The organism is Arthrobacter ginkgonis (assembly GCF_039540195.1).
Classification (GTDB): Bacteria; Actinomycetota; Actinomycetes; order Actinomycetales; family Micrococcaceae; genus Zafaria; species Zafaria ginkgonis.
Genome location: NZ_BAABEO010000008.1, coordinates 127,018 through 148,040 on the forward strand (window position 1 = coordinate 127,018; position 21,023 = coordinate 148,040).

At 70.0% G+C, this 21,023-nt stretch carries 18 protein-coding genes and 2 tRNA genes; 15 read left to right on the top strand and 5 right to left on the bottom strand.

Annotated elements, in window-relative coordinates; genetic code table 11:
• Positions 1–210: 210 nt before the first annotated feature.
• From ABD912_RS03190 to ABD912_RS03215, 6 genes are all read left to right on the top strand, one after another.
• Positions 211–286: transfer RNA gene (locus ABD912_RS03190), tRNA-Lys, on the top strand.
• 101 nt (positions 287–387) lie between these two features.
• Positions 388–873 carry a thioredoxin-dependent thiol peroxidase gene (bcp, locus tag ABD912_RS03195; protein ID WP_345148413.1) on the top strand — a complete coding sequence of 162 codons (486 nt, stop codon included), beginning with the start codon at positions 388–390 and terminating at the stop codon, positions 871–873.
• 88 nt (positions 874–961) lie between these two features.
• Positions 962–1,043: transfer RNA gene (locus ABD912_RS03200), tRNA-Leu, on the top strand.
• Between the two features lie 114 nt (positions 1,044–1,157).
• Positions 1,158–2,882, top strand: coding sequence for an ABC transporter substrate-binding protein (locus ABD912_RS03205; RefSeq protein ID WP_345148414.1), 1,725 nt, complete (start codon positions 1,158–1,160; stop codon positions 2,880–2,882).
• Between the two features lie 92 nt (positions 2,883–2,974).
• Positions 2,975–4,453: a malate:quinone oxidoreductase gene (locus tag ABD912_RS03210; protein ID WP_345148415.1), complete on the top strand. Its 1,479-nt coding sequence runs from the start codon at positions 2,975–2,977 to the stop codon at positions 4,451–4,453.
• Positions 4,454–4,479: 26 nt separating this feature from the next.
• The gene (locus tag ABD912_RS03215; RefSeq protein WP_345148416.1) at positions 4,480–7,644 is read left to right on the top strand and encodes an efflux RND transporter permease subunit; all 3,165 of its coding nucleotides are present in this window, start codon (positions 4,480–4,482) and stop codon (positions 7,642–7,644) included.
• A gap of 258 nt (positions 7,645–7,902) precedes the next feature.
• Here ABD912_RS03215 and ABD912_RS03220 read toward each other — a convergent pair whose 3' ends face one another.
• Positions 7,903–8,613 carry a TetR/AcrR family transcriptional regulator gene (locus ABD912_RS03220; RefSeq protein ID WP_345148417.1) on the bottom strand — a complete coding sequence of 237 codons (711 nt, stop codon included), beginning with the start codon at positions 8,611–8,613 and terminating at the stop codon, positions 7,903–7,905.
• Positions 8,614–8,751: 138 nt separating this feature from the next.
• Between ABD912_RS03220 and ABD912_RS03225 the strand changes: the two genes are divergently transcribed.
• The 4 genes from ABD912_RS03225 to ABD912_RS03240 all read left to right on the top strand — a co-directional run bounded on the left by ABD912_RS03225 (position 8,752) and on the right by ABD912_RS03240 (position 12,014).
• Positions 8,752–9,714: an NAD-dependent epimerase/dehydratase family protein gene (locus ABD912_RS03225; RefSeq protein WP_345148418.1), complete on the top strand. Its 963-nt coding sequence runs from the start codon at positions 8,752–8,754 to the stop codon at positions 9,712–9,714.
• Positions 9,715–9,774: 60 nt separating this feature from the next.
• Entirely contained in the window at positions 9,775–10,239 is a 465-nt protein-coding gene (locus ABD912_RS03230) for a hypothetical protein (protein WP_345148419.1), read from the top strand.
• 235 nt (positions 10,240–10,474) lie between these two features.
• Positions 10,475–11,575, top strand: coding sequence for an LLM class flavin-dependent oxidoreductase (locus tag ABD912_RS03235; RefSeq protein WP_345148421.1), 1,101 nt, complete (start codon positions 10,475–10,477; stop codon positions 11,573–11,575).
• Positions 11,568–12,014 carry a MarR family winged helix-turn-helix transcriptional regulator gene (locus ABD912_RS03240; protein WP_345148423.1) on the top strand — a complete coding sequence of 149 codons (447 nt, stop codon included), beginning with the start codon at positions 11,568–11,570 and terminating at the stop codon, positions 12,012–12,014. The genes ABD912_RS03235 and ABD912_RS03240 overlap by 8 nt, the downstream gene beginning before the upstream one ends.
• 228 nt (positions 12,015–12,242) lie before the next feature.
• Here ABD912_RS03240 and ABD912_RS03245 read toward each other — a convergent pair whose 3' ends face one another.
• From ABD912_RS03245 to ABD912_RS03255, 3 genes are all read right to left on the bottom strand, one after another.
• Positions 12,243–12,515, bottom strand: coding sequence for a hypothetical protein (locus tag ABD912_RS03245; RefSeq protein WP_345148425.1), 273 nt, complete (start codon positions 12,513–12,515; stop codon positions 12,243–12,245).
• Positions 12,516–12,732: 217 nt separating this feature from the next.
• Positions 12,733–13,401, bottom strand: coding sequence for a response regulator (locus tag ABD912_RS03250; RefSeq protein WP_345148427.1), 669 nt, complete (start codon positions 13,399–13,401; stop codon positions 12,733–12,735).
• Positions 13,398–15,020, bottom strand: coding sequence for a sensor histidine kinase (locus ABD912_RS03255; RefSeq protein ID WP_345148430.1), 1,623 nt, complete (start codon positions 15,018–15,020; stop codon positions 13,398–13,400). Before ABD912_RS03255 ends, ABD912_RS03250 begins: the two co-directional genes overlap by 4 nt.
• Before the next feature lie 198 nt (positions 15,021–15,218).
• On the opposite strand from ABD912_RS03255, the gene ABD912_RS03260 reads away from it, so the two are divergent.
• Genes ABD912_RS03260 through ABD912_RS03275 form a run of 4 tightly spaced genes read left to right on the top strand, consistent with a single transcriptional unit; the run spans position 15,219 to position 18,755 of the window.
• Complete coding sequence (locus ABD912_RS03260) at positions 15,219–16,223, top strand: Bug family tripartite tricarboxylate transporter substrate binding protein (protein ID WP_345148431.1); 1,005 nt, start codon at positions 15,219–15,221, stop codon at positions 16,221–16,223.
• Complete coding sequence (locus ABD912_RS03265; protein ID WP_345148433.1) at positions 16,220–16,723, top strand: tripartite tricarboxylate transporter TctB family protein; 504 nt, start codon at positions 16,220–16,222, stop codon at positions 16,721–16,723. The genes ABD912_RS03260 and ABD912_RS03265 overlap by 4 nt, the downstream gene beginning before the upstream one ends.
• Positions 16,723–18,369, top strand: coding sequence for a tripartite tricarboxylate transporter permease (locus ABD912_RS03270; protein WP_345148434.1), 1,647 nt, complete (start codon positions 16,723–16,725; stop codon positions 18,367–18,369). Before ABD912_RS03265 ends, ABD912_RS03270 begins: the two co-directional genes overlap by 1 nt.
• Positions 18,366–18,755 (top strand): universal stress protein, encoded by a 390-nt coding sequence (locus ABD912_RS03275; RefSeq protein ID WP_345148435.1) that lies wholly within the window; start codon positions 18,366–18,368, stop codon positions 18,753–18,755. The genes ABD912_RS03270 and ABD912_RS03275 overlap by 4 nt, the downstream gene beginning before the upstream one ends.
• Positions 18,756–18,869: 114 nt before the next feature.
• Here ABD912_RS03275 and ABD912_RS03280 read toward each other — a convergent pair whose 3' ends face one another.
• Positions 18,870–19,946 carry a 2,3-butanediol dehydrogenase gene (locus ABD912_RS03280; protein WP_345148436.1) on the bottom strand — a complete coding sequence of 359 codons (1,077 nt, stop codon included), beginning with the start codon at positions 19,944–19,946 and terminating at the stop codon, positions 18,870–18,872.
• A 318-nt stretch (positions 19,947–20,264) separates the two neighbouring features.
• On the opposite strand from ABD912_RS03280, the gene ABD912_RS03285 reads away from it, so the two are divergent.
• Positions 20,265–21,002: a DUF5058 family protein gene (locus ABD912_RS03285; RefSeq protein ID WP_345148437.1), complete on the top strand. Its 738-nt coding sequence runs from the start codon at positions 20,265–20,267 to the stop codon at positions 21,000–21,002.
• Positions 21,003–21,023: the final 21 nt, after the last annotated feature.

The window sequence follows — 21,023 nt, forward strand, 5'->3', positions numbered from 1 at the left end:
CGGACGGCCCGCGCGTCCGCCCGGATCGGCAGCCGAGTCCGCCGCCGCGGCCACGTCGGAGCCGCTTTCCGGTCCCTTTTGCGGGCCGGCTGTCGGGCGGCCGGCGGCGGTCAGCGATGTGGAATGGCCCGATTTGGAATTGGACCGCGGAGACGCTATTGTTTTATCTCGTTGCGAACGACGCCGGACTCCGGCGCAGGACGCGATGATGCACCTCTAGCTCAATTGGCAGAGCAATTGACTCTTAATCAATGGGTTCCGGGTTCAAGTCCCGGGGGGTGCACCAAAACAGGGAAGGTCAGCCGAAAGGCTGGCCTTTCTTGGTATCCGGCCCCGTCCAGGGGCGCGGCCCGCGGCGCACCGCCCATCCAGCCCAAGGAGAGCACCATGACCGACCAGCCCACCCGCCTCGGCACCGGCGATGCCGCGCCCGTCTTCTCCCTGCCGGACGCCGACGGCAACACCGTCTCGCTCGCGGACTTCGCCGGCTCCTCCGTGGTGGTCTACTTCTACCCGGCCGCCTCCACCCCGGGGTGCACCAAGCAGGCCTGCGACTTCCGCGACAGCCTGGAATCCCTCGCGGCCGCCGGGTACCAGGTGGTCGGCGTCTCCCCCGACGCCCCGGCCAAGCTGAAGAAGTTCACCGAGGCCGAGGCCCTGACCTTCCCCCTGCTCAGCGACGAGGACCACGCCGTGGCCGCCGCCTACGGGGCCTGGGGCGAGAAGAAGAACTATGGCCGCACCTACGAGGGGCTCATCCGCTCCACCGTCGTCGTCGACCCTGACGGAAAGGTGGCGGTGGCCCAGTACAACGTCCGGGCCACCGGGCACGTCGCCAAACTGCGGCGCGACCTCGGACTCGACGCCGCCTAGCGTCCAGGCGACTCCCGTCCCGACTGCCCGGTCCTCCGGGTCCGTTCCGATACACTGGGTGTGCCGAACGGGCCAATGGCACCGGCAAGCGAGCGTGGCGAAATTGGCAGACGCGCTGGATTTAGGTTCCAGTGTCTTCGGACGTGGGGGTTCAAGTCCCCCCGCTCGCACCCACCCGGCCGCGGCAAGCACCGCGGAACGCCGGCACGCAGGGCTCCCGGAACTTTCCGGGAGCCCTGCGTGTTCCCCCGACCGACGTCCCCAACACCAAGGAGCACAACCGCGTGGACCGCAGCACCGGGTTCGGCGACGGCCCCTCCACTCCCGGCGCCCCAGGGCTCTCGCGCCGCTCGTTCCTGGGCCTGGGCGCGGTCCTGGCCGCGACGCTGACCGGCTGCACGGCGGCCTCCACCGCTTCCCCGTCGGCCTCCGCCACGGGCACCGCGGCCGCGCCGGCGCTCCAGTCCTTCGTCTTCGGCACGCCCGCGATCCCCCGGACCCTTGACCCGGCCCTGGTGGCCGACACCGACACGTTCCGCATCACCCGGCAGATCTTCGAGGGCCTGGTCGGCGTGGACCCCAACACCGGCAGCCCGATGCCGGCGCTGGCCACCGAGTGGTCGGCCAGCGACAACGGACTGGTCTACACCTTCACGCTGCGCCAGGGCGTCCGCTTCCACGACGGCACCGACTTCGACGCCGCCGCCGTGGTGGCGAACTTCACCCGCTGGGCCTCGCTGCCGGCCACAAGCTCCGGCCGGGCGGCGCTGTCCTTCGAGTCCGTCTTCCACCAGCACCAGAAGGTGCCCGCCGAGGACGGATCGGGCACCGTCCCGGCCGGCCACTTCAGGTCCATCCGCGCCACGGGGCCCTACACCGTGATCCTGACCCTGACCCGCCCGCTGCCCTCCCTCATCGAGGCCCTGACGATGCCGGGGTTCGGCATCGCCTCCCCCGCCGCCCTGGAGGAAACCGACGCCGATTCCCTCAGCGTCGACAAGTACGGACGGGTGGCCAACGGCTTCGGGGAGCGCCCCGTCGGCACCGGCCCCTTCTCCTTCTCCGCCCGGGACGAGGACACCGTCACCCTCAAGGCCCACCCCGGGCACTGGCGCGGGGGCGGGCAGATCGGCACCGCCACGTTCCGCACGCTGCGGGACCCGGACTCCCGGCTGCGCTCGCTGCGCCGCAAGGACATCGACGGCTACGACCTGGTCACCGTCGAGGGCCTGCGCGACCTGGTCCGCGGGGGCCAGCAGGTGGTCCAGCGCGACCCGTTCTCCGTCCTCTACCTGGGCATGCACCAGTCCAACGAGTTCCTCTCCCGTGACGCGGTGCGCCGCGCGGCGGCCCACGCCGTGAACCGCCAGTCCCTGATCGACTCCTTCTTCATCAGCGGCACCAAGGAGGCGCGCAGCTTCATCCCGCCGAGCCTGGGCATCCCCAACCCGGAAACGTACCGCGGCTACGACCCGCAGCAGGCCCGCCAACTGCTCGCCTCCAGCGGCTACGACGGCGAGCCCATCCCCTTCGCCTACCCGCTGAACGTCACGCGCGCCTACCTTCCGCTGCCCGAACGGATCTACGCGGAGATCAGCCGCCAGCTCACCGCCGTCGGATTCACGATCCGGCCCGTGCCCGTCCCGTGGGACGAGGGCTACCTGGAGCAGGTGCGCGCCGGCCGCCACAAGGGCTTCCACCTGATGGGCTGCAGCGGCGGCTACCGCGACCCGGACAACTTCCTCGGGGTGCTGTTCGGGACGCCCTCCGCCGCGTTCGGCTACAACGACGGCGGGGTGCGGCGCCGCATCTTCGAGGCCCGCGCCCTGCCCGCCGGGGAGCAGCGCACCAGCGCCTACCAGGAGATCGGCGAACAGCTCGCCGCCGACCTGCCGGCCCTGCCGCTGGCCTACCCGATCTCGGCGCTGGCGCTCAGCGACCGGGTGCGCAGCTACCCCTCCAGCCCGGTGCTGGACGAAACGTTCGACCGTGTGGGCCTTGCCACCTAGGAACCGTCCCGCGGCATGCTGATTTCTTGCCGGTCCCGCCGTGGCGCTACCCTTGGCACTGAGCCACCAGACCCGTCGGATGGAGATTTCCCGTGCCCTCGCAACCCACCCAGAACCTCGACGTCGCGTTGATCGGGGGTGGCGTGATGAGCGCCACGCTCGGCACCTTCATCAAGCAGCTGGAGCCCGAGTGGAGCATTGGCCTGTTCGAGAACCTCGACCAGGCCGGCCTTGAGTCTTCCGACCCATGGAACAACGCAGGCACCGGCCACGCCGCCCTGTGCGAACTGAACTACGCCCCCGCCGGCAAGGACGGCCGCGTCGATCCGGCCAAGGCCATCGGCATCAACGAGCAGTTCCAGGTTTCCCGCCAGTTCTACGCCCACATGGTGTCCCAGGGCCTGATCGGCTCCCCCAAGACCTTCATCAACCCGCTGGCGCACATGAGCTTCGTCATGGGCGATGCGCACGCCGACTACCTCAAGGCCCGATACGAGTCCCTGAGCGCGCAGCCTTTGTTCGAGAAGATGCAGCATACCGAGGACCTGGCCACCATCAACGAGTGGGCCCCGCTGGTCGCCGAAGGGCGCGACGCGTCCGTGCGCGTTGCCGCCTCCCGCGTCGAGGGGGGCACCGACGTCGACTTCGGTTCCCTGACCCGCCAGCTGACCAGCTACCTCGGCGTCGCCGGCGCCGAGCTGAACTTCGGCCACCGCGTCACGAACCTGGAGCGCTCGGGCAACGGCTGGCAGCTCACCGTCAAGAACCGCGCCACCGGGGCCAAGCGCACCGTCAACGCCAAGTTCGTCTTCGTCGGCGCCGGCGGCGGCGCCCTGCACCTGCTGCAGGCCTCCGGCATTCCCGAGGCCCAGGGCTTCGGCGGGTTCCCGGTCTCCGGCCAGTTCCTGCGCTGCACGAACGAGGAGATCATCTCCCGCCACCACGCCAAGGTCTACGGCCAGGCTTCCGTGGGCGCCCCGCCGATGTCCGTCCCGCACCTGGACACCCGCTTCGTCGACGGCAAGCGCTCGCTCATGTTCGGCCCCTACGGCGGTTTCTCGCCCAAGTTCCTCAAGACCGGCTCCTACCTTGACCTGGTCGGCTCGGTCCGCCCGCACAACCTCATCCCGATGCTGGCCGTCGCCAAGGACAACACGGGCCTGGTCAAGTACCTGGTCACCGAGGTGCTCAAGTCCCGCGCCAAGAAGGACGACGCGCTGCGCGAGTACTACCCCGGCGGCGAGGGCTCCGACTGGGAACTGATCACCGCCGGCCAGCGCGTCCAGGTCATCAAGAAGGACACGCAGAAGGGCGGCGTGCTGCAGTTCGGCACCGAGGTCATCACCAGCGCCGACGGCACCATCTCCGGCCTGCTGGGCGCCTCCCCGGGCGCGTCCACCGCGGCCCCGATCATGATCGAACTCCTGAACCGCTGCTTCCCGCAGCAGTTCTCCGGCTGGGAGTCCAAGCTCAAGGAGATCATCCCCAGCTACGGCTCCAAGCTGAACGAGAACCCGGGGCTGCTGGCCGAGGTCACCGCCGCCACCGACAAGGTCCTCGAACTGGCCTAACGGCTCCCCCCACGCAAGGAGTGCCGATGCATCGGCTCGCTTCACTGTCCCTGGGCAACCGCGCCCTGATCGCCCTGGTCACCGTCTTCACGGCGGTGTTCGGGGTGCTCACGATGGGTTCCCTCAAACAGGAACTCATCCCCTCGCTGGAATTCCCGCAGGTCACCGTCGTCTCGACGCTGCAGGGGGCCTCCGCCGAGGTGGTGGACAAGCAGGTGAGCCAGCCGCTGGAATCGGCGCTCCTCGCCGTGGAGAACCTGGACTCCTCCTCCGCGGTCTCCTCCGCCTCCGTCTCCCGGATCTCGCTGAGCTTCGCCTACGGCACCAACCTGGACCGCGCCCGCAACCAGGTGGAGCGGGCCATCGCCAACGCGTCGGCCGCGCTGCCCAAGGACGTCTCCACGTCCTCCTTCGCCGGCTCCATCTCCGACTTCCCCGTCATCTACCTGGCCGTCGCCGGCCGGGAGGACCTGAACGAGCTGTCCGCCGACGTCGAACGGCTGACCGTGCCCGCCCTCTCCAAGGTCGAGGGCGTGCGCGGGGTGGACGTGACCGGCGCGGCCGGGCAGCGCATCACCATCACCCCGGACGCCGACGAACTGGCCGCCAACGGACTCACCGAGAACAGCCTCAAGAGCGCCATCGAGGACGCCGGGATGCTCGTCCCGCTGGGCACCGTGCGGGACGGAACGCTGACCCTGGCCGCGCAGGCCGGCGGCGGTATCGACTCGCTCAAGGCGCTGCGCGCGGTCTCGCTGGCCGGGCCGAACGGCGTCGTGCTGCTCGGCGACGTCGCCGACGTCGAACTGGCGGACAACCCCACCACCAGCATCACGCGCACCAACGGCGCGGAGACGCTGGCGGTGTCCGTCACCAAGACGCCCGACGGCGACACGGTCGCCATCTCCCACGCGGTCGCCGCGCTGATCCCGCAACTGGAGTCCGAGCTCGGCCCGGACGCCGACATCACCGTGGTCTTCGACCAGGCCCCGTTCATCGAGCAGTCCATCCACGACCTCACCGTCGAAGGCCTGCTGGGGCTGGGCTTCGCGGTGGTGGTCATCCTCATCTTCCTGACCAGCGTGCGCTCCACCCTGGTCACCGCGATCTCCATCCCGCTGTCCCTGCTGGTCACCTTCATCGGCATCAACGTGGCGGGCTTCTCGCTGAACATGCTCACGCTGGGGGCCCTGACCATCTCGATCGGCCGCGTCGTGGACGACTCGATCGTGGTCATCGAAAACATCAAGCGCCACCTCGAATACGGCGAGGACCGGCGCCGGGCCATCGTCACCGCGGTCCGCGAGGTGGCCACCGCGGTCACCGCCGCCACCCTCACCACGGTCGCCGTGTTCGCCCCGGTCGCGTTCGTCGCCGGCGTGGCCGGGGAGCTGTTCCGCCCCTTCGCCCTCACCGTCACGATCGCGCTGCTGGCCTCCCTGCTGGTGTCGCTGACCATCGTGCCCGTGCTGGCCTACTGGTTCCTCGGGCGCAAGCGAACCGCCGCCGCCAGGGACCGCGAGCAGGCCCAGGCCAAGGAGCTGCGGTCTTGGCTGCAGCGCGGCTACGCGCCGGTGCTGCGCGGAACCCAGCGCCACCCGGTCATCACCCTGCTGGCCTCCGTGCTGGTGCTCGCCGGCACCGTGGCGATGGTGCCGCTGCTGCAGACCAACCTGCTCGGCTCCAGCGGGCAGAACTTCTTCACCGTCACCCAGGCGATGCCGGCGTCGACCTCGCTGGCCGCCACCTCCAAGGCCGCCAAGCCGGTCGAGGAGGCGCTGCGCGGACTCGACGGCGTCGAGGCCGTGCAGGTCTCCATCGGCGGCGGGAGCTTCGGCCGGCCCGGGGCCGCCGACTCCGCCTCCTACACCGTGATCACCGCCTCCGGCGCCGACCAGGCCGCCGTGCAGGACGCCGCCCGCGCCGCGCTCGCGGAGGCCGCCCCGCAGGGCGAGGTCGCCGTCGGCGGCGGCAGCGGGGGCACCATGGGCGCCTCCAGCACCATCGACGTGCAGGTCAAGGCGCCGACGCCGGAGGTCCTCGCCGAGGCCAACGACGCCGTCGTGGCGGCCCTGCGGGACATCCCGGACGCCCAGGCCCCGGAGAGCGACCTGACCGGCACCGTGCCGCGGCTGGAGGTCGAGGTGGACGCCCAGGAGGCCGCCGACCGCGGACTGACCCAGTCCCAGACGGCGATGCTTGCGGCCGCAGCCATCCAGCCCACCAGCTCCGGATCCGTGCGCATCGGCTACACCGACTACTCGGTGTACATCGGCGAAGGCCGCACGCTCACTTCCCCCGCCAAGCTGCGCGCGCTGGAACTGGCCACCCCGACCGGACCGGTGAGGCTCGACGACGTCGCCACCGTCCGCACCGTCGATGCGCAGGCCTCCATCTCCAGCTCCAACGGCGACCGCATCGCCACCGTGGCCGTCACCCCCGGCGAGAACAGCCTCGGCACGGTCTCGGCCGAGGTCGGCAAGCGCCTCGACGGGCTGTCCCTGCCGGAGGGCGCCACGGCGAGCCTCGGCGGGGCGGCCACCGAGCAGGCCGACTCCTTCGGCCAGCTCTACCTGGCCCTGCTGGCCGCCGTCGCGATCGTCTACGTGATCATGGTGGCGACCTTCAAGTCGCTGGTGCAGCCGCTGCTGCTGCTGGTCTCCATCCCGTTCGCCGCCACCGGGGCGATCGGCCTGCTGCTGCTCACCGGCGTCCCGCTCGGGCTGCCCTCGCTGATCGGCATGCTGATGCTGGTCGGCATCGTGGTGACCAACGCGATCGTGCTGATCGACCTGATCAACCAGTACCGGCTCCCGCGCGGCGCCGAGCCGGCGATGCCGCTGGAGGAGGCGATCTTCCACGGCGCCCGCCAGCGCCTGCGCCCGATCCTGATGACCGCGCTGGCCACGGTGTTCGCGCTGACCCCGATGGCGCTGGGCCTGACCGGTGGAGGAGGGTTCATCTCCCAGCCGCTGGCCGTCGTGGTGATCGGCGGCCTGGTCTCCTCCACCCTGCTGACCCTGGTGCTGGTGCCGGTGCTCTACCGCCTGGTCGAGGGCGCCAAGGAACGCGCGGCGCTGCGCCGCGACCGCGGACGGCCCGCGGGCACGCACGGCTCCGAAGCCGCCTCCCGGCGCGACGGCAATCTGGACGGGGACCTCGACGAGGACGCCGTGGGGGCCCGCGTCTAGCGCGCCTCCGCACCCCGGAACCCGCACGACGGCGGGCCGCACCTTCCGCAGGTGCGGCCCGCCGTCGTTTGGCGTTGGGCGTTTGGCGTCTGGCCGAAGGACCCTGCCCCATCTCCGCGTTTCGCCAAAGGAAGATGCGGGGTTTGGCCTCCAAATCCGGCATCATCCTTTGGCGAAACGCATCCCCGGAACGGGAAGCCTCGGCGAAGCCCGCCAGCGAGGGACTGCGCCCTAGGCCGGCGGACCGCCAGCGGATGCCTACTGCCCCGGGAGTCCTGCCTCGTCCGCCAGGCGGCGGACGGTCAGCTCGAACAGCTCCGCGGGGTCGGTGAAGGTGCCGGCGCCGTACTGGCCGAAGACCTCGAAGTTCACGGCCCCGAACAGGCCGGACCAGACGCCTACGCCCCGGGCCAGGACGTGGGCCGGGGCCGCGGCGCCGAATTCCTCGCGAATGCGCTCGAGGTCCTCGGCGAGCCGGGGTGGCAACCGTCTCACATCTGATTCTTCACGCGGCCCGCCTCCGGCGGCCCAGGCCTCGTCGAGGATCCGGAGCAGGCGGGCCACCACCCGGATGCCCGGACCGGTGGTCCGTTCGGCCGGGGCGTGGTAGCCGGGGACCGGGCTGCCGAAGAGCAGTCCGTAGCGGGCCGGTTCCGCCAAGGCCCACGTGCGCACCGCTCGGGCCAGGGCCGCGAAGCGCTCGAACGGGCCGCCGGGGGCGGCCTCCACGGCGGCGTCCACCCGGTCCCCCAGCTCCGTGTAGGCCTCCACCACCAGCATGGTCAGGAGTTCGTCGCGGCTGGCCACGTAGCGGTAGACGGCCGAGGAGACGACCCCCAGTTCCCGCGCCACCGCCCGCAGGGACAGCGCGGCGGCGCCTTCGCTGGCCAGCTGTTCGCGCCCGATGCGCAGGATCTCGGCGACGGTGCGCTCGCGGGCCTGCTGGCGGGGGGTTGGCGTCTTTCCCATGGGGCCATCACACATCACGTGCGCGAGCACCGTCAACTTTTGAGAGCAGTGCTCTTGACTTGATTCCGCGACGGACCCTAACCTCATATCGAGAGCAGTGCTCACTTTTTTGCCACCTCGACCACCAAGGACCCCGCCATGTCGCAGCCCCACCCCCAGCAGTCCCGCGCCCGGCACTACCTCGTCACGGGCGCGGGCCCGATCGGCTCCACCGTCGCGCTCCAGCTGGCGAATGCAGGGCACTCGGTCACCTTGGCCAGCCGCTCCGGCTCCGGTCCGGAGCACCCGGGAATCCGCCGGACCCGCACGGACGCCACCGACCCCGTGCAGCTGGCCGAGGCCGCGACGGGCGCGGAGGCCATTTTCCACTGCATCCACGCCGCCTACTCGGCGGAGGCCTGGAGGAAGGTCCTGCCGCAGGCCGAGGCGGTGGTCCTGGCGGAGGCCACCCGGGCCGGAATTCCCGCCGTCTTCCCGGAGAGCCTGTACTCATACTCGGAGCCGCGCGCAGTCATGCGCGAAGATTCGCCGCGCCGGGCCTCCGGCGGCAAGCGCGGGGTCCGCACGGCCCTGCTGGACGCCCGGGAGGCCTCGTCCGCCAACACGGTCAGCGTGGTGGCCTCGGACTACTACGGACCCGGCGCGGAGAACGCCCACGCGGGCACCCGCATGCTGGAGGCTGTCTTCGGCGGCAAGCGCCTGGCGGCCATCGGCAATCCCGATCTCCCGCACTCGTTCACCTACCTGCCGGACCTGGCGGCGGCGATGGTTCGCGCCGCGCAGCGGCCCGAACTGTGGAACCGGGTCCTGCATGCGCCAACGGCCCCGCCCACCACGCAGCGAGCCATGGCCGAAGGCTATGCCCGCGCCGCGAGCCTCACTGCGCCCAGGGTCTCCGGGATCCCCGGCTGGGTGCTGCGGGCCCTGGGCACCGTGAACCGGGACATGCGTGAACTCGCGGAGATGGCCTACCAGTTCGATGCCGCGTTCGTGATGGACTCCGCGCGCAGCGAGGCGGCGCTCGGCCTCTCCCCGACCCCGCTCGAGGAAGGCTTCGCCGCCACCGCGGCATGGTGGACCGAACGCTCCGCGGGCGCCTGAGCGCGGTGGATCTCGGCGCCCGCGGGCCCGCCCCCGCGTCGTGGCTCCTAGACTCAGGGGATGGCCACGGGAAAGCGGAGGGTAGAGGTGCGCGCCAGCAGTTACGAGACGTTGGAGATTCCGTTCGACCGCATTCGGAACGCGCTGGACCCGGGAACGGACCTGACGGTCGAACTGTTGAATGAGGGCCTGGAGCTTGTCATTGGCCGGCCCGAAGACGACGAAGGGTGGATCGCCCTGTCGATCGATCCGCGAAAGACCCTCTGGCCGCAGTGGAACCTGGGCAGCGGAAAGTTGGCCCAACTTCTGGAATTCGATCTCGGACACCCATCCCAGGAGGCAGTGGCATCGCTACTGCTGGACCGACTGGGAGTTCACCCCCTGCTCCTCGAGACCGATCCCCAAGACAAGCATGGGAAACGGTGGACACTTTGGCTCGGCAACGAGGCGATCGACCGCGGGCGGATCATGGACGGGCCGCCGCGGAGCGGCACGCTTTCCGTCCTGATCCCCGGCCGGCGCTAGCCCGCCGCCCACCAACGCCGCCGGAGTTGCGCACCCCATGAGTCCTCCAAGACGCACACTTCCCAGACAGCGTGTGCCCGCACGCCAGCACGTCCGGTGCAGGGCCCTACGGTCCAGGCGACGAGACGCATCCCACACCCCCGGGCGGGAATGATGTGGGGCCTTCGCGCGCTTTTACATGCAATTGCATAGATTTTCTGGCATCATGGATACAGGCCAAGCGAAGGAGCACACCATGCAGATCGGCGTTTTCAGCGTCAGCGACATCACCACCGACCCCACCACCGGCAAGACGCCGTCCGAGCAGGAGCGCATCCGCGCCTCGGTGGAGATCGCCAAGAAGGTCGAAGAGATCGGGATGGACGTGTACGCCCTCGGCGAGCACCACAACCGCCCGTTCTTCTCCTCCTCCCCCACCACCACGCTGGCCTACATCGCGGCGCAGACGGAGCGGATCATCCTCTCCACGGCGACCACCCTGATCACCACCAACGACCCGGTGAAGATCGCCGAGGACTTCGCGATGCTGCAGCACCTCTCCGGCGGGCGCGTGGACCTGGTCCTCGGGCGCGGCAACACCGCACCGGTGTACCCGTGGTTCGGCAAGAACATGCAGGACTCGGTGGAACTGACGGTGGAGAACTACCACCTGCTGCGCCGGCTGTGGGACGAGGACGTCGTGTCCTGGACGGGCAAGCACCGCACGCCGCTGCAGAACTTCACCTCCACCCCGCGCCCACTGGACGACGTCGCCCCGTTCGTGTGGCACGGTTCCATCCGCACCCCGCAGGTCGCGGAGATCGCCGCCTACTACGGCGACGGGTTCTTCGCGAACAACATCTTCTGGCCCAAGGAGCACTACCAGCAGCTGATCAGCCTCTACCGCGAGCGCTACGAGCACTATGGCCACGGCCGCGCCGACCAGGCGATCGTGGGCCTGGGCGGACAGTTCTACATGGCAAAGAACTCCCAGGACGCCGTTCGGGAATTCCGCCCGTACTTCAACAACGCCCCGGTCTACGGGCACGGCCCCTCGCTGGAGGACTTCACCGCCCAGACCCCGCTGAGCGTCGGGTCCCCGCAGGAGGTGCTGGAGAAGACTCTTTCCTTCCAGGAGTTCTTCGGCGACTACCAGCGCCAGCTGTTCCTGGTCGACCACGCCGGCCTGCCGCTGAAGACGGTCCTGAACCAGCTGGACCTCTTCGGCGAGTACGTGCTGCCGGAGCTGCGCGCCGAGTTCGCCAAGCGCAAGCCGGCCGACGTCCCCGAGGGGCCCACGCACGCGAACCGGGTCGCCGCCCGCGAGGCCAAGGCCGCGGAGGCCTCCCATGCCTGACACGCCCACGGTGCGCGAGGCCGCCGAGGCGTGGGAGGCGCTCTTCCGCTGCCAGGTGGGCATGATGCGCCGGCTGCAGAAGCTGGCCGAGTTCAAGGAACTGAACATGCGCGAGTACGACGTGCTGTTCAACCTGGGCCGCTGCCCCTCCGGCAGCAGCCGGCTCAGCGACCTCAACGAGCACCTGCTCATCAGCCAGCCCAGCCTGAGCCGGATGGCCGAGCGGCTCGAGGCCAAGGGCCTGGTGGAGCGCCGCACCGACCCGAGCGACCAGCGCGCGGTGCTGGTCTCGCTCACCGACGCCGGGCGGGACCTGCAGCGCAGGATCGGCCGCGAACACGTGCGCCACATCCACGAGCTGCTCGCCCCGGCGCTGGACAGCGGGGAAATGGCGCAGCTGAAGGAGCTGACGGGAAAGATTTCCGCGGCCCTCGACTAGCTCGCCCGAAAATCCAGCGCCCGGCGAAAAGTGACGCGTTTGTGCGGGTCCGACGCGGAATCCTGACGCGTTTGTGCCGGTGCGCGGCCGAATAATGTTCGGCAGCCGGGCCCCCGGACGCCGGGCAAGCGGCCGAAAACGGACGACGGCGGCACCCTTCCTTGGGTGCCGCCGTCGTTCGTGCCTCCGGACCCGGGGATCCCCATTCCCCCTGCCGGTTGCCGCGGATCAGGAGTCGATGGAAACCGGCTCGGCGATGGAGGAGACGATGATCGGCAAAGAGGAGGTGACCGGTACCTCAATGGTGTCGGTGTTGTGGTTTCCGTCCGGGCTCGGGGCCACGGAGCGGTAGCTGACCAGGTAGTCCTCGGCGCGCTCGGACGTCTGCGTGACGTCGTAGACGACGCGGGCTTCGCCGTCGTGCCAGGTGCCAACCATCCCGGGGGTGATGTTTTCGACCGGGATTTCGGTGACAGTACCGCTGGAGTGTCCGTAGGGCATGGGGTTGTCCTTTCGGGTCGGGTTCGGGTGTCCCAACCGTACAAGGTGTTTCTACATCCTGTCGAAAGGGACTTGTCAGCTGGCGTAATGCTTCCGGGTGCCCTAGGGCGCTTCCCGCCGTCGTCCGCGGGGCGGCCGCCGTTCCGGCCACCGTGTCAACAAATCCGGACTTCCGGTCAGTTTTCTCCCATGTCACGGGCCATTTAATGGCATGCCCCTACGCGGGGAGCCAGGCGTAGCCGCGTTCGGGCCGGCCGGCGCCGTAGCGCAGCCGGATCTCGACCCTGCCGACCTCGTTCAGGTACTCCAGGTACCGCCGGGCGCTGACCCGGGACGTTCCCAGCCCGGCGGCGGCCTCCGTGGCCGAGAGGTCGCTGGGGCTTGAGCGCAGCAGGTCCACCACGCGCTGCAGGGTCTCCATGCTGCAGCCCTTGGGCAGCGGCTGCTGGCTGCTGGCAACGCCGAAGATGCGGTCGATGTCCGACTGTTCGGCCGGATTGCTGGATCCGCTCAGCGGCTGGTACGCCTGCCGGTAGTGCTCCAGGCGGTCGCGCAGGTCCGCCGCGGAGAACGGCTTCATGAGGTAGTGGACGATGCCGCCGCGCAGGGCCCGGCGGACGGTGTCCGCTTCGCGGGCGGCACTGATCACCAGGACGTCCAGCTCCGGGTCGACCTCGCGCAACTGCTGGAGGAGGTCGAGCCCGTTGATGTCCGGAAGGTGGATGTCCAGCAGGGCCAGATGGGGGCGGTGCGTCCGGATGGCTTCGAGGGCGCTCGCCCCGGTGTGCGCGGCGCCGACGACGCTGAAGCCCGGCACCTGCCGCACGAATCCGGCGTGCACCTTGGCGACCATGAAGTCGTCGTCGATGACCAGAACCTTGATCACGTGTCCGCCCCGTCCTTGGCGAGGAACGCCTCGAAGACCGCCCCGCCGTCGTTCCTGATGCCGATGTCCCCGCCGCGCCTGATGCACACCAGGCGCGTGAGCGCGAGTCCGAACCCCCGGTCGCCGTCCATGCCCGGCTGCTTCGTCGTGTAACCCTGGCGAAAGATGTCGCCGATGTTCTCGGGCGGGACGCCGGGCCCGTTGTCCTTGACCCTGACCTCGATGGCACGCGGAGTGTCGCGGATCGTGACGTCGACGCCGGGCGAGGGCGTGCCGATCACGGCGTCCATGGCGTTGTCCACCAGGTTGCCGACGACGGTCGTCAGGTCCCGCGAAAGGTCCTCGGGCAGCCGGCCCAGCAGGGACGTCCCATCCAGGTGAAGCCGCAGCCCGCGCTCGGCCGCGATGCTGGCCTTGGCAATGAGCAGCGCCGCGACAGCCGGATCCTCGATGCGCGAGGTGACCTCGTCGTGGAGGCGGGTGCGGCTCAGGTGCACGCCGTCAACGAACTTCACGACCTCCTCGTGCTCCCCGATCTGGATCAGGCCGGAGATCGTGTGGAGCTGGTTCGCGAACTCGTGCGTCTGGGCGCGCAGCATGTCCGTTGCCGCCCGCGTCATGCCCAGCTCCCGCTCCAGCGTGGACAGCTCGGTCCGGTCCCGGAGCGTGGTGACGGAACCGATCAGCCGGCCGTGCGAGCGCAGGGGCATGCGGTTGAGGGCAACGACCCGTTCGGCGACCAGGACCAGGCGGTCCGGCTGTTCCTGCTCGGAGGTGAGCACCTCCTGGAGCTCCGCGGCCAGGGGAAGGTCCCTGAGCTGGCGGCCCACGCAGTCGGGCGGAAGCGAGAGCAGCCGGCGCGCGGTCTCGTTCGCCAGCGTGACCCGCTGGCCGGGGTCCAGGGCGAGGACGCCTTCCTTGACTCCCTGCACGATGGCCTCGCGGTGCTTGACCAGTCCCGCGATCTCATCGGGTTCCATGCCCAAAGTTTGGCGCTTGACCCGCCGGGCCAGCAGCAGGGAGCCGGCGGTCCCCAGGGCCAGGGAGATCCCGAGGTACGTCAGGAGGTTCGGGGCCGCCTCGACGAGCCGTTCCGGGACCGAGGGATAGGCGCGCGCGGCCGCGGCAATGCCGACCATGGCGCCGGAGTCGTTGAACACGGGCACGTGGGCGGCCAGGTACGGCTGGCCACCCATGTCCAGGGGTCCCGTCCACGACCGCCCCGCCTGGACCTGGCTTTCCCCCAGCGGCAGCTTCTCGCCGATCTGCGACGGGTCCGGGGACGTGAGGATGGTTCCGTCCCACTTGGCCAGGGCAACGTAGCTGAAGCCGGATACGCTGCGCACCGACTCCGCCACGGCCGGCAGCGCCGCCCCCAGGCGCGGCTCGGCGGTGGGAAGCAGGGACCGGACGGCCGGGTTGGCCGCCAGGGATTCGGCGGCCGAGAGGGCGCGGCGTCCCTCGACGCGCTCGAACGACTCGGCGGCCTGGGCCAGGGACAACGCGACGACGCCGATCAGCACGGCGACGACGATCGCGAGCTGGAGCACCAGGTACTGCCCCGCGAGGGTCGTGCCGCGGGAGCGCATGCGCCGGCCAGGCGGCCTCTGCTGCGGCATGCGGTGTCCTCCCGGCTGGCATCCCCGCGCGTCCGCGGGTCCTTAACTACTGGTTCAATATAGGCGCCGCCTACCCAACGGGGCTCCGAAAAGTGAACACAATGAACACAAGTTTCTTTGAGAACGCAAGTGTGGCCGCCGTCACACCCACTCCTAGGGTGGAGTGCACTCAGCCACTTGTTCCGAAGGAAGTACATCATGCGTGGAAAGAACACCTTGCGCCTGGCCGCTGTAGCAACGGCGCTACTGCTGACCGCCACGGGGTGCGGCGTCACCGGATCAGGCAGCGGCGCCGCCAGCTCAAGCGCGGACGGTCCCGTCGACGGTCTCCGGATCCTGGTGCCCAACACCCCCGGCGGCGGCTACGACACCACCGCCCGCGTGGCCGCGAAGGTCATGGAAGAGGGCGACATCGCCTCGAACATGGAGGTGTTCAACCTGGCCGGGGCCGGGGGCACCGTCGGCCTGGCGCGCATCGTCAACGAAAAGGGCAACGGCGAACTGGCGATGCTCATGGGGCTCGGCGTCGTGGGCGCCAGCTACACCAACGATTCGCCGTCCAAGCTCACGGACACCACGCCGCTGGCGAAGCTGATCGAGGAGCCGGGCGCCATCATGGTCTCCAAGGATTCCCCGTACCAGACGATCGACGACCTGGTGCGGGCCTGGAAGGCGGACCCGTCCAAGGTGGCCGTCGGCGGTGGCTCGTCCCCCGGCGGCCCGGACCACCTGCTGCCGATGCAGCTGGCGCAGGCCGTGGGCCTGGACCCGAAGGACGTCAACTTCGTCTCCTACGACGGCGGCGGAGACCTGCTCCCGGCGATCCTGGGCAACAAGCTGGGCTTCGCGGCCTCCGGGGCCGGGGAGTACCTGGACCAGATCGAGTCCGGCGCCATCAGGGTCCTGGCCACCAGCGGCGAGGAACGCCTCGAGGGCGTCGACGCGCCCACGCTGACCGAGTCCGGCATCGATCTGGTCTTCACCAACTGGCGCGGCATCGTCGCCCCGCCGGAGATCTCCGCCGAGCAGCGCGAGCAGTGGACCGCCGTGCTGGAGAAGACGCACGCCACCGAGGCCTGGAAGGCGGAGCTCAAGAAGAACGGCTGGACCGACGCCTTCGCCACGGGCGAGGAGTTCGAGACGTTCCTGAAGGACCAGGACCAGCGCGTGGCGGACGTCCTGAGCGAGCTGGGACTGGGATGACCTCGCTGGCCGCGCGGCTCAAGGGCCGCTCCGAGCTCGGGATCGCCGCCCTGCTGGCGGCGGTCGGGGCGGTGGTCCTGTGGGATGCGTCCCGGCTCCACGTGACGTACTCGCAGGCGGACGCCGTCGGACCCAAGACCATGCCGTACATCGCCGCGGCCCTGCTGCTGGTGTGCGCGGTCCTCCTGGCGGTGGACGTTCTCAGGGGCGGCCGCGGCGAAGCGGAGGAAGGCGAGGACGTCGACCTCACGCACCCCAGCGACTGGCGCACCGTGCTCCCGCTGGTGGGGGCGTTCGCACTGAACATCGTGCTGATCGACGTCGCGGGGTGGGTGATTTCGGGGGCCCTCATGTTCTTCGCCAGCGTGTGGGCGCTGGGCAGCCGCCGGTACGTCCGTGACGCCCTGATCTCCGTCGCGCTGTCCCTGGCAACGTTCTACGGCTTCTACAGCGGGCTCGGCATCAAGCTGCCGGCCGGACTCCTGGAAGGGGTGCTCTGATGGAAACGCTCGACCTCCTGATGCAGGGCTTCGCCGCGGCGGCGACCCCGATGAACCTGCTCTTCGCCCTGGCCGGCGTGCTGCTGGGAACCGCCGTCGGCGTCCTGCCGGGCATCGGGCCGGCCATGGCCGTGGCCCTGCTGCTGCCCGTGACGTACAACCTGGAGCCGACCAGCGCGTTCATCATGTTCGCGGGCATCTACTACGGCGGGATGTACGGCGGATCGACCACGTCGATCCTGCTCAACACCCCGGGCGAATCGGCCACCGTGGTCACGGCCATCGAGGGCCACAAGATGGCCAAGGCCGGGCGCGCCGCGCAGGCGCTGGCCACCGCCGCGATCGGATCGTTCATCGCCGGCACGATCGGCACCGCGCTGCTGGTGGTGCTCGCCCCGGTGGTCGTGAAGTTCGCGGTCAGCCTGGGAGCGCCGACCTACCTGGCCATCATGGTGCTGGCCTTGGTCGCCGTGACCGCGGTCCTGGGCTCGTCGAAGATCCGCGGATTCGCGTCCCTGGGCCTCGGACTGGCGATCGGGCTCGTCGGCACGGACCCGGTGTCCGGTCAGCAGCGGCTCATCTTCGGGCAGCCGCTGCTGACCGATGGGCTGGACATCGTTGTGGTCGCGGTGGCGATCTTCGCCGTCGGCGAGGCCCTCTGGATCGCGGCCCACCTGCGCCGCAGCCCCCTGAGCACCATCCCCGTGGGCCGGCCCTGGATGGGCAAGGAGGACTGGAAGCGCTCGTGGAAGCCCTGGCTGCGCGGAAGCGCCTACGGCTTCCCCTTCGGCGCGCTGCCCGCGGGTGGCGCGGAGATCCCGACGGTGCTGTCCTACATCACGGAGAAGAAGCTCTCCAAGCACCCGGAGGAGTTCGGACACGGGGCGATCGAGGGCGTTGCGGGCCCCGAGGCCGCGAACAACGCCTCCGCCGCCGGAACGCTGACGCCGATGCTGGCCCTGGGCCTGCCGACCAACGCGACCGCCGCCGTGATGCTGGCCGCCTTCATCCAGTTCGGCATCCAGCCCGGGCCGCTGCTCTTCGAGCGGGAGCCCGAGCTGGTGTGGGCGCTCATCGCGAGCCTGTTCATCGGCAACACGCTGCTGCTGCTGGTGAACCTGCCGCTGGCTCCAATGTGGGCGAAGCTGCTGCAGCTGCCGCGACCCTACCTCTACGCGGGCATCCTGTTCTTCGCGACGCTGGGCGCCTACGCGGTGAACCTGCAGGCGTTCGACCTGGTCATCCTGCTGGTGCTGGGGCTGCTCGGATTCGCCATGCGCCGCTACGGGCTGCCGGTCCTGCCCCTGATCATCGGGCTGATCCTGGGCCCCCGCGCCGAGGAGCAGTTGCGCCAGGCGATGCAGCTCAGCGGCGGGGAGGTCTCCGGACTCTGGGGCGAACCGCTGGCGGTGGGCATCTACGGCATCGTGGTCCTGGTGCTGCTCTTCCCGCTCGCCGCCGCCCTGGTGCGCCGGCTCCGCCCGCGCGCCACGGTGCCGGCGGCACCCACGGGCCCGCAGGCCCCCACGGATCAGGAAACCCCCGCGGACCAGGAAACCCAGGACGGCTCCGTGGCAGCCGGTTCCGAACACCGCGGCATTCCGTCACTGGCGGCCCACCGCAACGAACCCGGGGAGAAGGCATGAGCATCGTCGTTGGCTACATCCCCACGCCCGAGGGCGAGGCGGCCTTGGAGCGGGCCATCGAGGAGGCCCGCTCCAGCGGGACGCTGCTGGTCGTCGTCAACTCCTCCCGCGGGGACGCCCTGGTCGACCGGAGGTTCGTCCAGCAGGACGACGCCGGCGGCCTGGTGCGGCGGCTCGAGGCCGACGGCGTCGAACACCTCCTGCTGCAGCCCCTCCGCGGGCACGACGCGGCCGACGAGGTCCTCGAGGCCGCGCGGGAACACCAGGCCGGCCTGGTCGTCATCGGGCTGCGGCGCCGGACCCCGGTCGGAAAGCTGATCCTTGGCAGCACCGCTCAGCGGATCCTGCTGCAGGTGGAGGCGCCGGTGCTCGCCGTCAAGGCCTAGGCGCGCGCTGCCGCGCCGGCATGGAGGCCGGGCAAGCGGAAACAGGGCAGCAGGAAGACCCGCCACGGTGGAGTCCCCCAGGGACCACACCGTGGCGGGCCTCCCTTGTGCCGGTCAGAGACCCTTTCCGGAAGGGGACACGAGGATCTTCACCGCCGAGTCGTTGTGGTTGATCAGGGTGTCGAATCCCTCATCCACCAGCCCGTCCAGCCCGATCCTGCCGGTGATGAACGGCTCGAGGTCGATCTTCCCGGACTCCACCAGCTCGATCGTCGCCGGGTGGGAGTTGACGTAGGCGATGGTGCCGCGCAGGTCGATCTCCTTCATGACCAGCTTGTGCATGTCGAACTCCGCGCGCTTTCCCCAGATCGAGACCACCACCAGCACCCCCGTGGGGCGGAGGGCGTCCATGAGGGTGTCCAGCACCACCTGGACGCTGGTGCACTCGAAGGCCACGTCCGCCCCCCTGCCTCCGGTCAGGCGCCGGACCTCCGCGGCGACGTCGGCCGTGCGCGGGTCCAGCGCATGGTCCGCGACGCCGGACTCCGTGGCCTTGCGCCGCCGCAGGTCGCTGACCTCCGAGATCACCACGGTGACCCCGAGCGCCTTCAGGACCGCGGAGGTCAGCAGCCCGATCGGGCCCGCGCCGCCCACCACCGCGACGTCCCCGGCCTTCGCCCCGGACCGCTGGACCGCGTGGTAGCCGACCGAGAGCGGCTCGATCAGGGCCGCCTGGTCCAGCGGCACCGAGTCGGCGATGGGGTGCACCCACCGGCGCTGCACCGCGATCTTCTCCCCCAGCCCGCCGCCGCGGCCGGCCAGGCCGATGAAGTTCATGTCCCTGGACAGGTGGTAGTCGGTGCTGTGCGGGCCCGTGTCGACCTCGTCGCGGATGATGTAGGGCTCGACGACGACGTGCTGGCCGACCGCGATGTCCGCCACGCCCTCCCCCACGGCGTAGACCACCCCGGAGAACTCGTGGCCCAGCGTGATGGGCGAGGTTTCCCCGGAGATCGGGTGGGGCGTGTCGTGGGTGGGGCAGAAGATGGGCCCCTCCAGGTACTCGTGCAGGTCCGTTCCGCAGATCCCGCACCATGCCACCTCGATGCCCACGGTCCCAGGGCCGACCTGCGGCTCGGGCAGGTCGTCGATGCGGATGTCCCGTTGTCCGTAATAGCGCGCCGCTTTCATCGCTGCTCCTCCACGTCCTGCGGCCGCGGACGTCCCGCGCCCGCTCACCATGCTACGGAGATTCTCCGGGCAATACAGGGGTGCCGGCCGCCGGTCCCGACGGAGCAATCCATCTCCTGGCCGAGTACACCCGGCGCCGGCCGCGGCCCGAGAATTTACCCTGCCGCGCCACATCCGTGATCTGCCGGAAATCATAGGTATATGTACTTATGGACACATAGCCCGTTATGAATGAAACTAACAGGCACGATCCATCCACATATCCAAACTTTTGGACATGATCCCTTGGGACTTCCCTCCCGAGCCAGAGGAGTAAACGTGGTTGTCGCACTTGTCGATCCCGGTTCCACAGACATCACCCCTTTGATCCACCACCCTGTCCTTTGGGCATCCGCGGCGGGCGTTTTTGCCGTCGTCATCCTCCAGTCGGCCATCTACTTCAAGGCCATCCGGAAGGCGGCACCGGCCGCTGACCTCACGCCGGGACAGGTCAGGAGTTCGGTCCGCTCCGGCGCCGTGGCGGCCATTGGGCCGTCCCTCGCCGTTGCGCTCATCGCCATCTCCCTGCTCCCGCTTTTCGGAACGCCCGCGGTACTGACGCGCATCGGGCTGGTTGGATCGGCCGCCTTCGACGTTGCCGCGGCCGGGATTTCGGCGGGAACGCAGGGTGCCCAATTGGGCGGGCCCACCTACACCCAGAAGATCTTCGCCCTGGCCTTCGCCGCCATGACGATCGGCGGCCTGGTCTGGATGCTGTCCGCGCTGGTCCTGACGCCCATCCTCAGCAAGGGCGACGCCAAGCTCCGCAAGGTCAACCCGGCCGTGATGGCCATCGTCCCGACGGCGGCGCTGCTGGGCGCGTTTTTCACCCTTGCCTTCCAGGAAGTGCTCAAGTCTCCCGTCCACCTCGGCACCATGCTCGCCTCGGCGGCGGCGATGGGCGTCTGCCTCCTGCTGGCCCACAGGCTGCGGCTTCCCTGGCTGCGCGAGTGGGGGCTGGGCGTGGCCATCATCGTGGCACTCTCTGCCGCCTTCTTCATGACCTCAGCAGCCTGAAACCCCCGACAGGAGCCATTC

Bases quoted from the DNA above. Each gene is read 5' to 3' on its own strand.
- bcp (WP_345148413.1), top strand. From the start codon at position 388: ATGACCGACCAGCCCACCCGCCTCGGCACCGGCGATGCCGCGCCCGTC.
- ABD912_RS03215 (WP_345148416.1), top strand. From the start codon at position 4,480: ATGCATCGGCTCGCTTCACTGTCCCTGGGCAACCGCGCCCTGATCGCC.
- ABD912_RS03220 (WP_345148417.1), bottom strand. From the start codon at position 8,613: ATGGGAAAGACGCCAACCCCCCGCCAGCAGGCCCGCGAGCGCACCGTC.
- ABD912_RS03225 (WP_345148418.1), top strand. From the start codon at position 8,752: ATGTCGCAGCCCCACCCCCAGCAGTCCCGCGCCCGGCACTACCTCGTC.
- ABD912_RS03230 (WP_345148419.1), top strand. From the start codon at position 9,775: ATGGCCACGGGAAAGCGGAGGGTAGAGGTGCGCGCCAGCAGTTACGAG.
- ABD912_RS03235 (WP_345148421.1), top strand. From the start codon at position 10,475: ATGCAGATCGGCGTTTTCAGCGTCAGCGACATCACCACCGACCCCACC.
- ABD912_RS03240 (WP_345148423.1), top strand. From the start codon at position 11,568: ATGCCTGACACGCCCACGGTGCGCGAGGCCGCCGAGGCGTGGGAGGCG.
- ABD912_RS03245 (WP_345148425.1), bottom strand. From the start codon at position 12,515: ATGCCCTACGGACACTCCAGCGGTACTGTCACCGAAATCCCGGTCGAA.
- ABD912_RS03255 (WP_345148430.1), bottom strand. From the start codon at position 15,020: ATGCCGCAGCAGAGGCCGCCTGGCCGGCGCATGCGCTCCCGCGGCACG.
- ABD912_RS03260 (WP_345148431.1), top strand. From the start codon at position 15,219: ATGCGTGGAAAGAACACCTTGCGCCTGGCCGCTGTAGCAACGGCGCTA.
- ABD912_RS03265 (WP_345148433.1), top strand. From the start codon at position 16,220: ATGACCTCGCTGGCCGCGCGGCTCAAGGGCCGCTCCGAGCTCGGGATC.
- ABD912_RS03270 (WP_345148434.1), top strand. From the start codon at position 16,723: ATGGAAACGCTCGACCTCCTGATGCAGGGCTTCGCCGCGGCGGCGACC.
- ABD912_RS03275 (WP_345148435.1), top strand. From the start codon at position 18,366: ATGAGCATCGTCGTTGGCTACATCCCCACGCCCGAGGGCGAGGCGGCC.
- ABD912_RS03280 (WP_345148436.1), bottom strand. From the start codon at position 19,946: ATGAAAGCGGCGCGCTATTACGGACAACGGGACATCCGCATCGACGAC.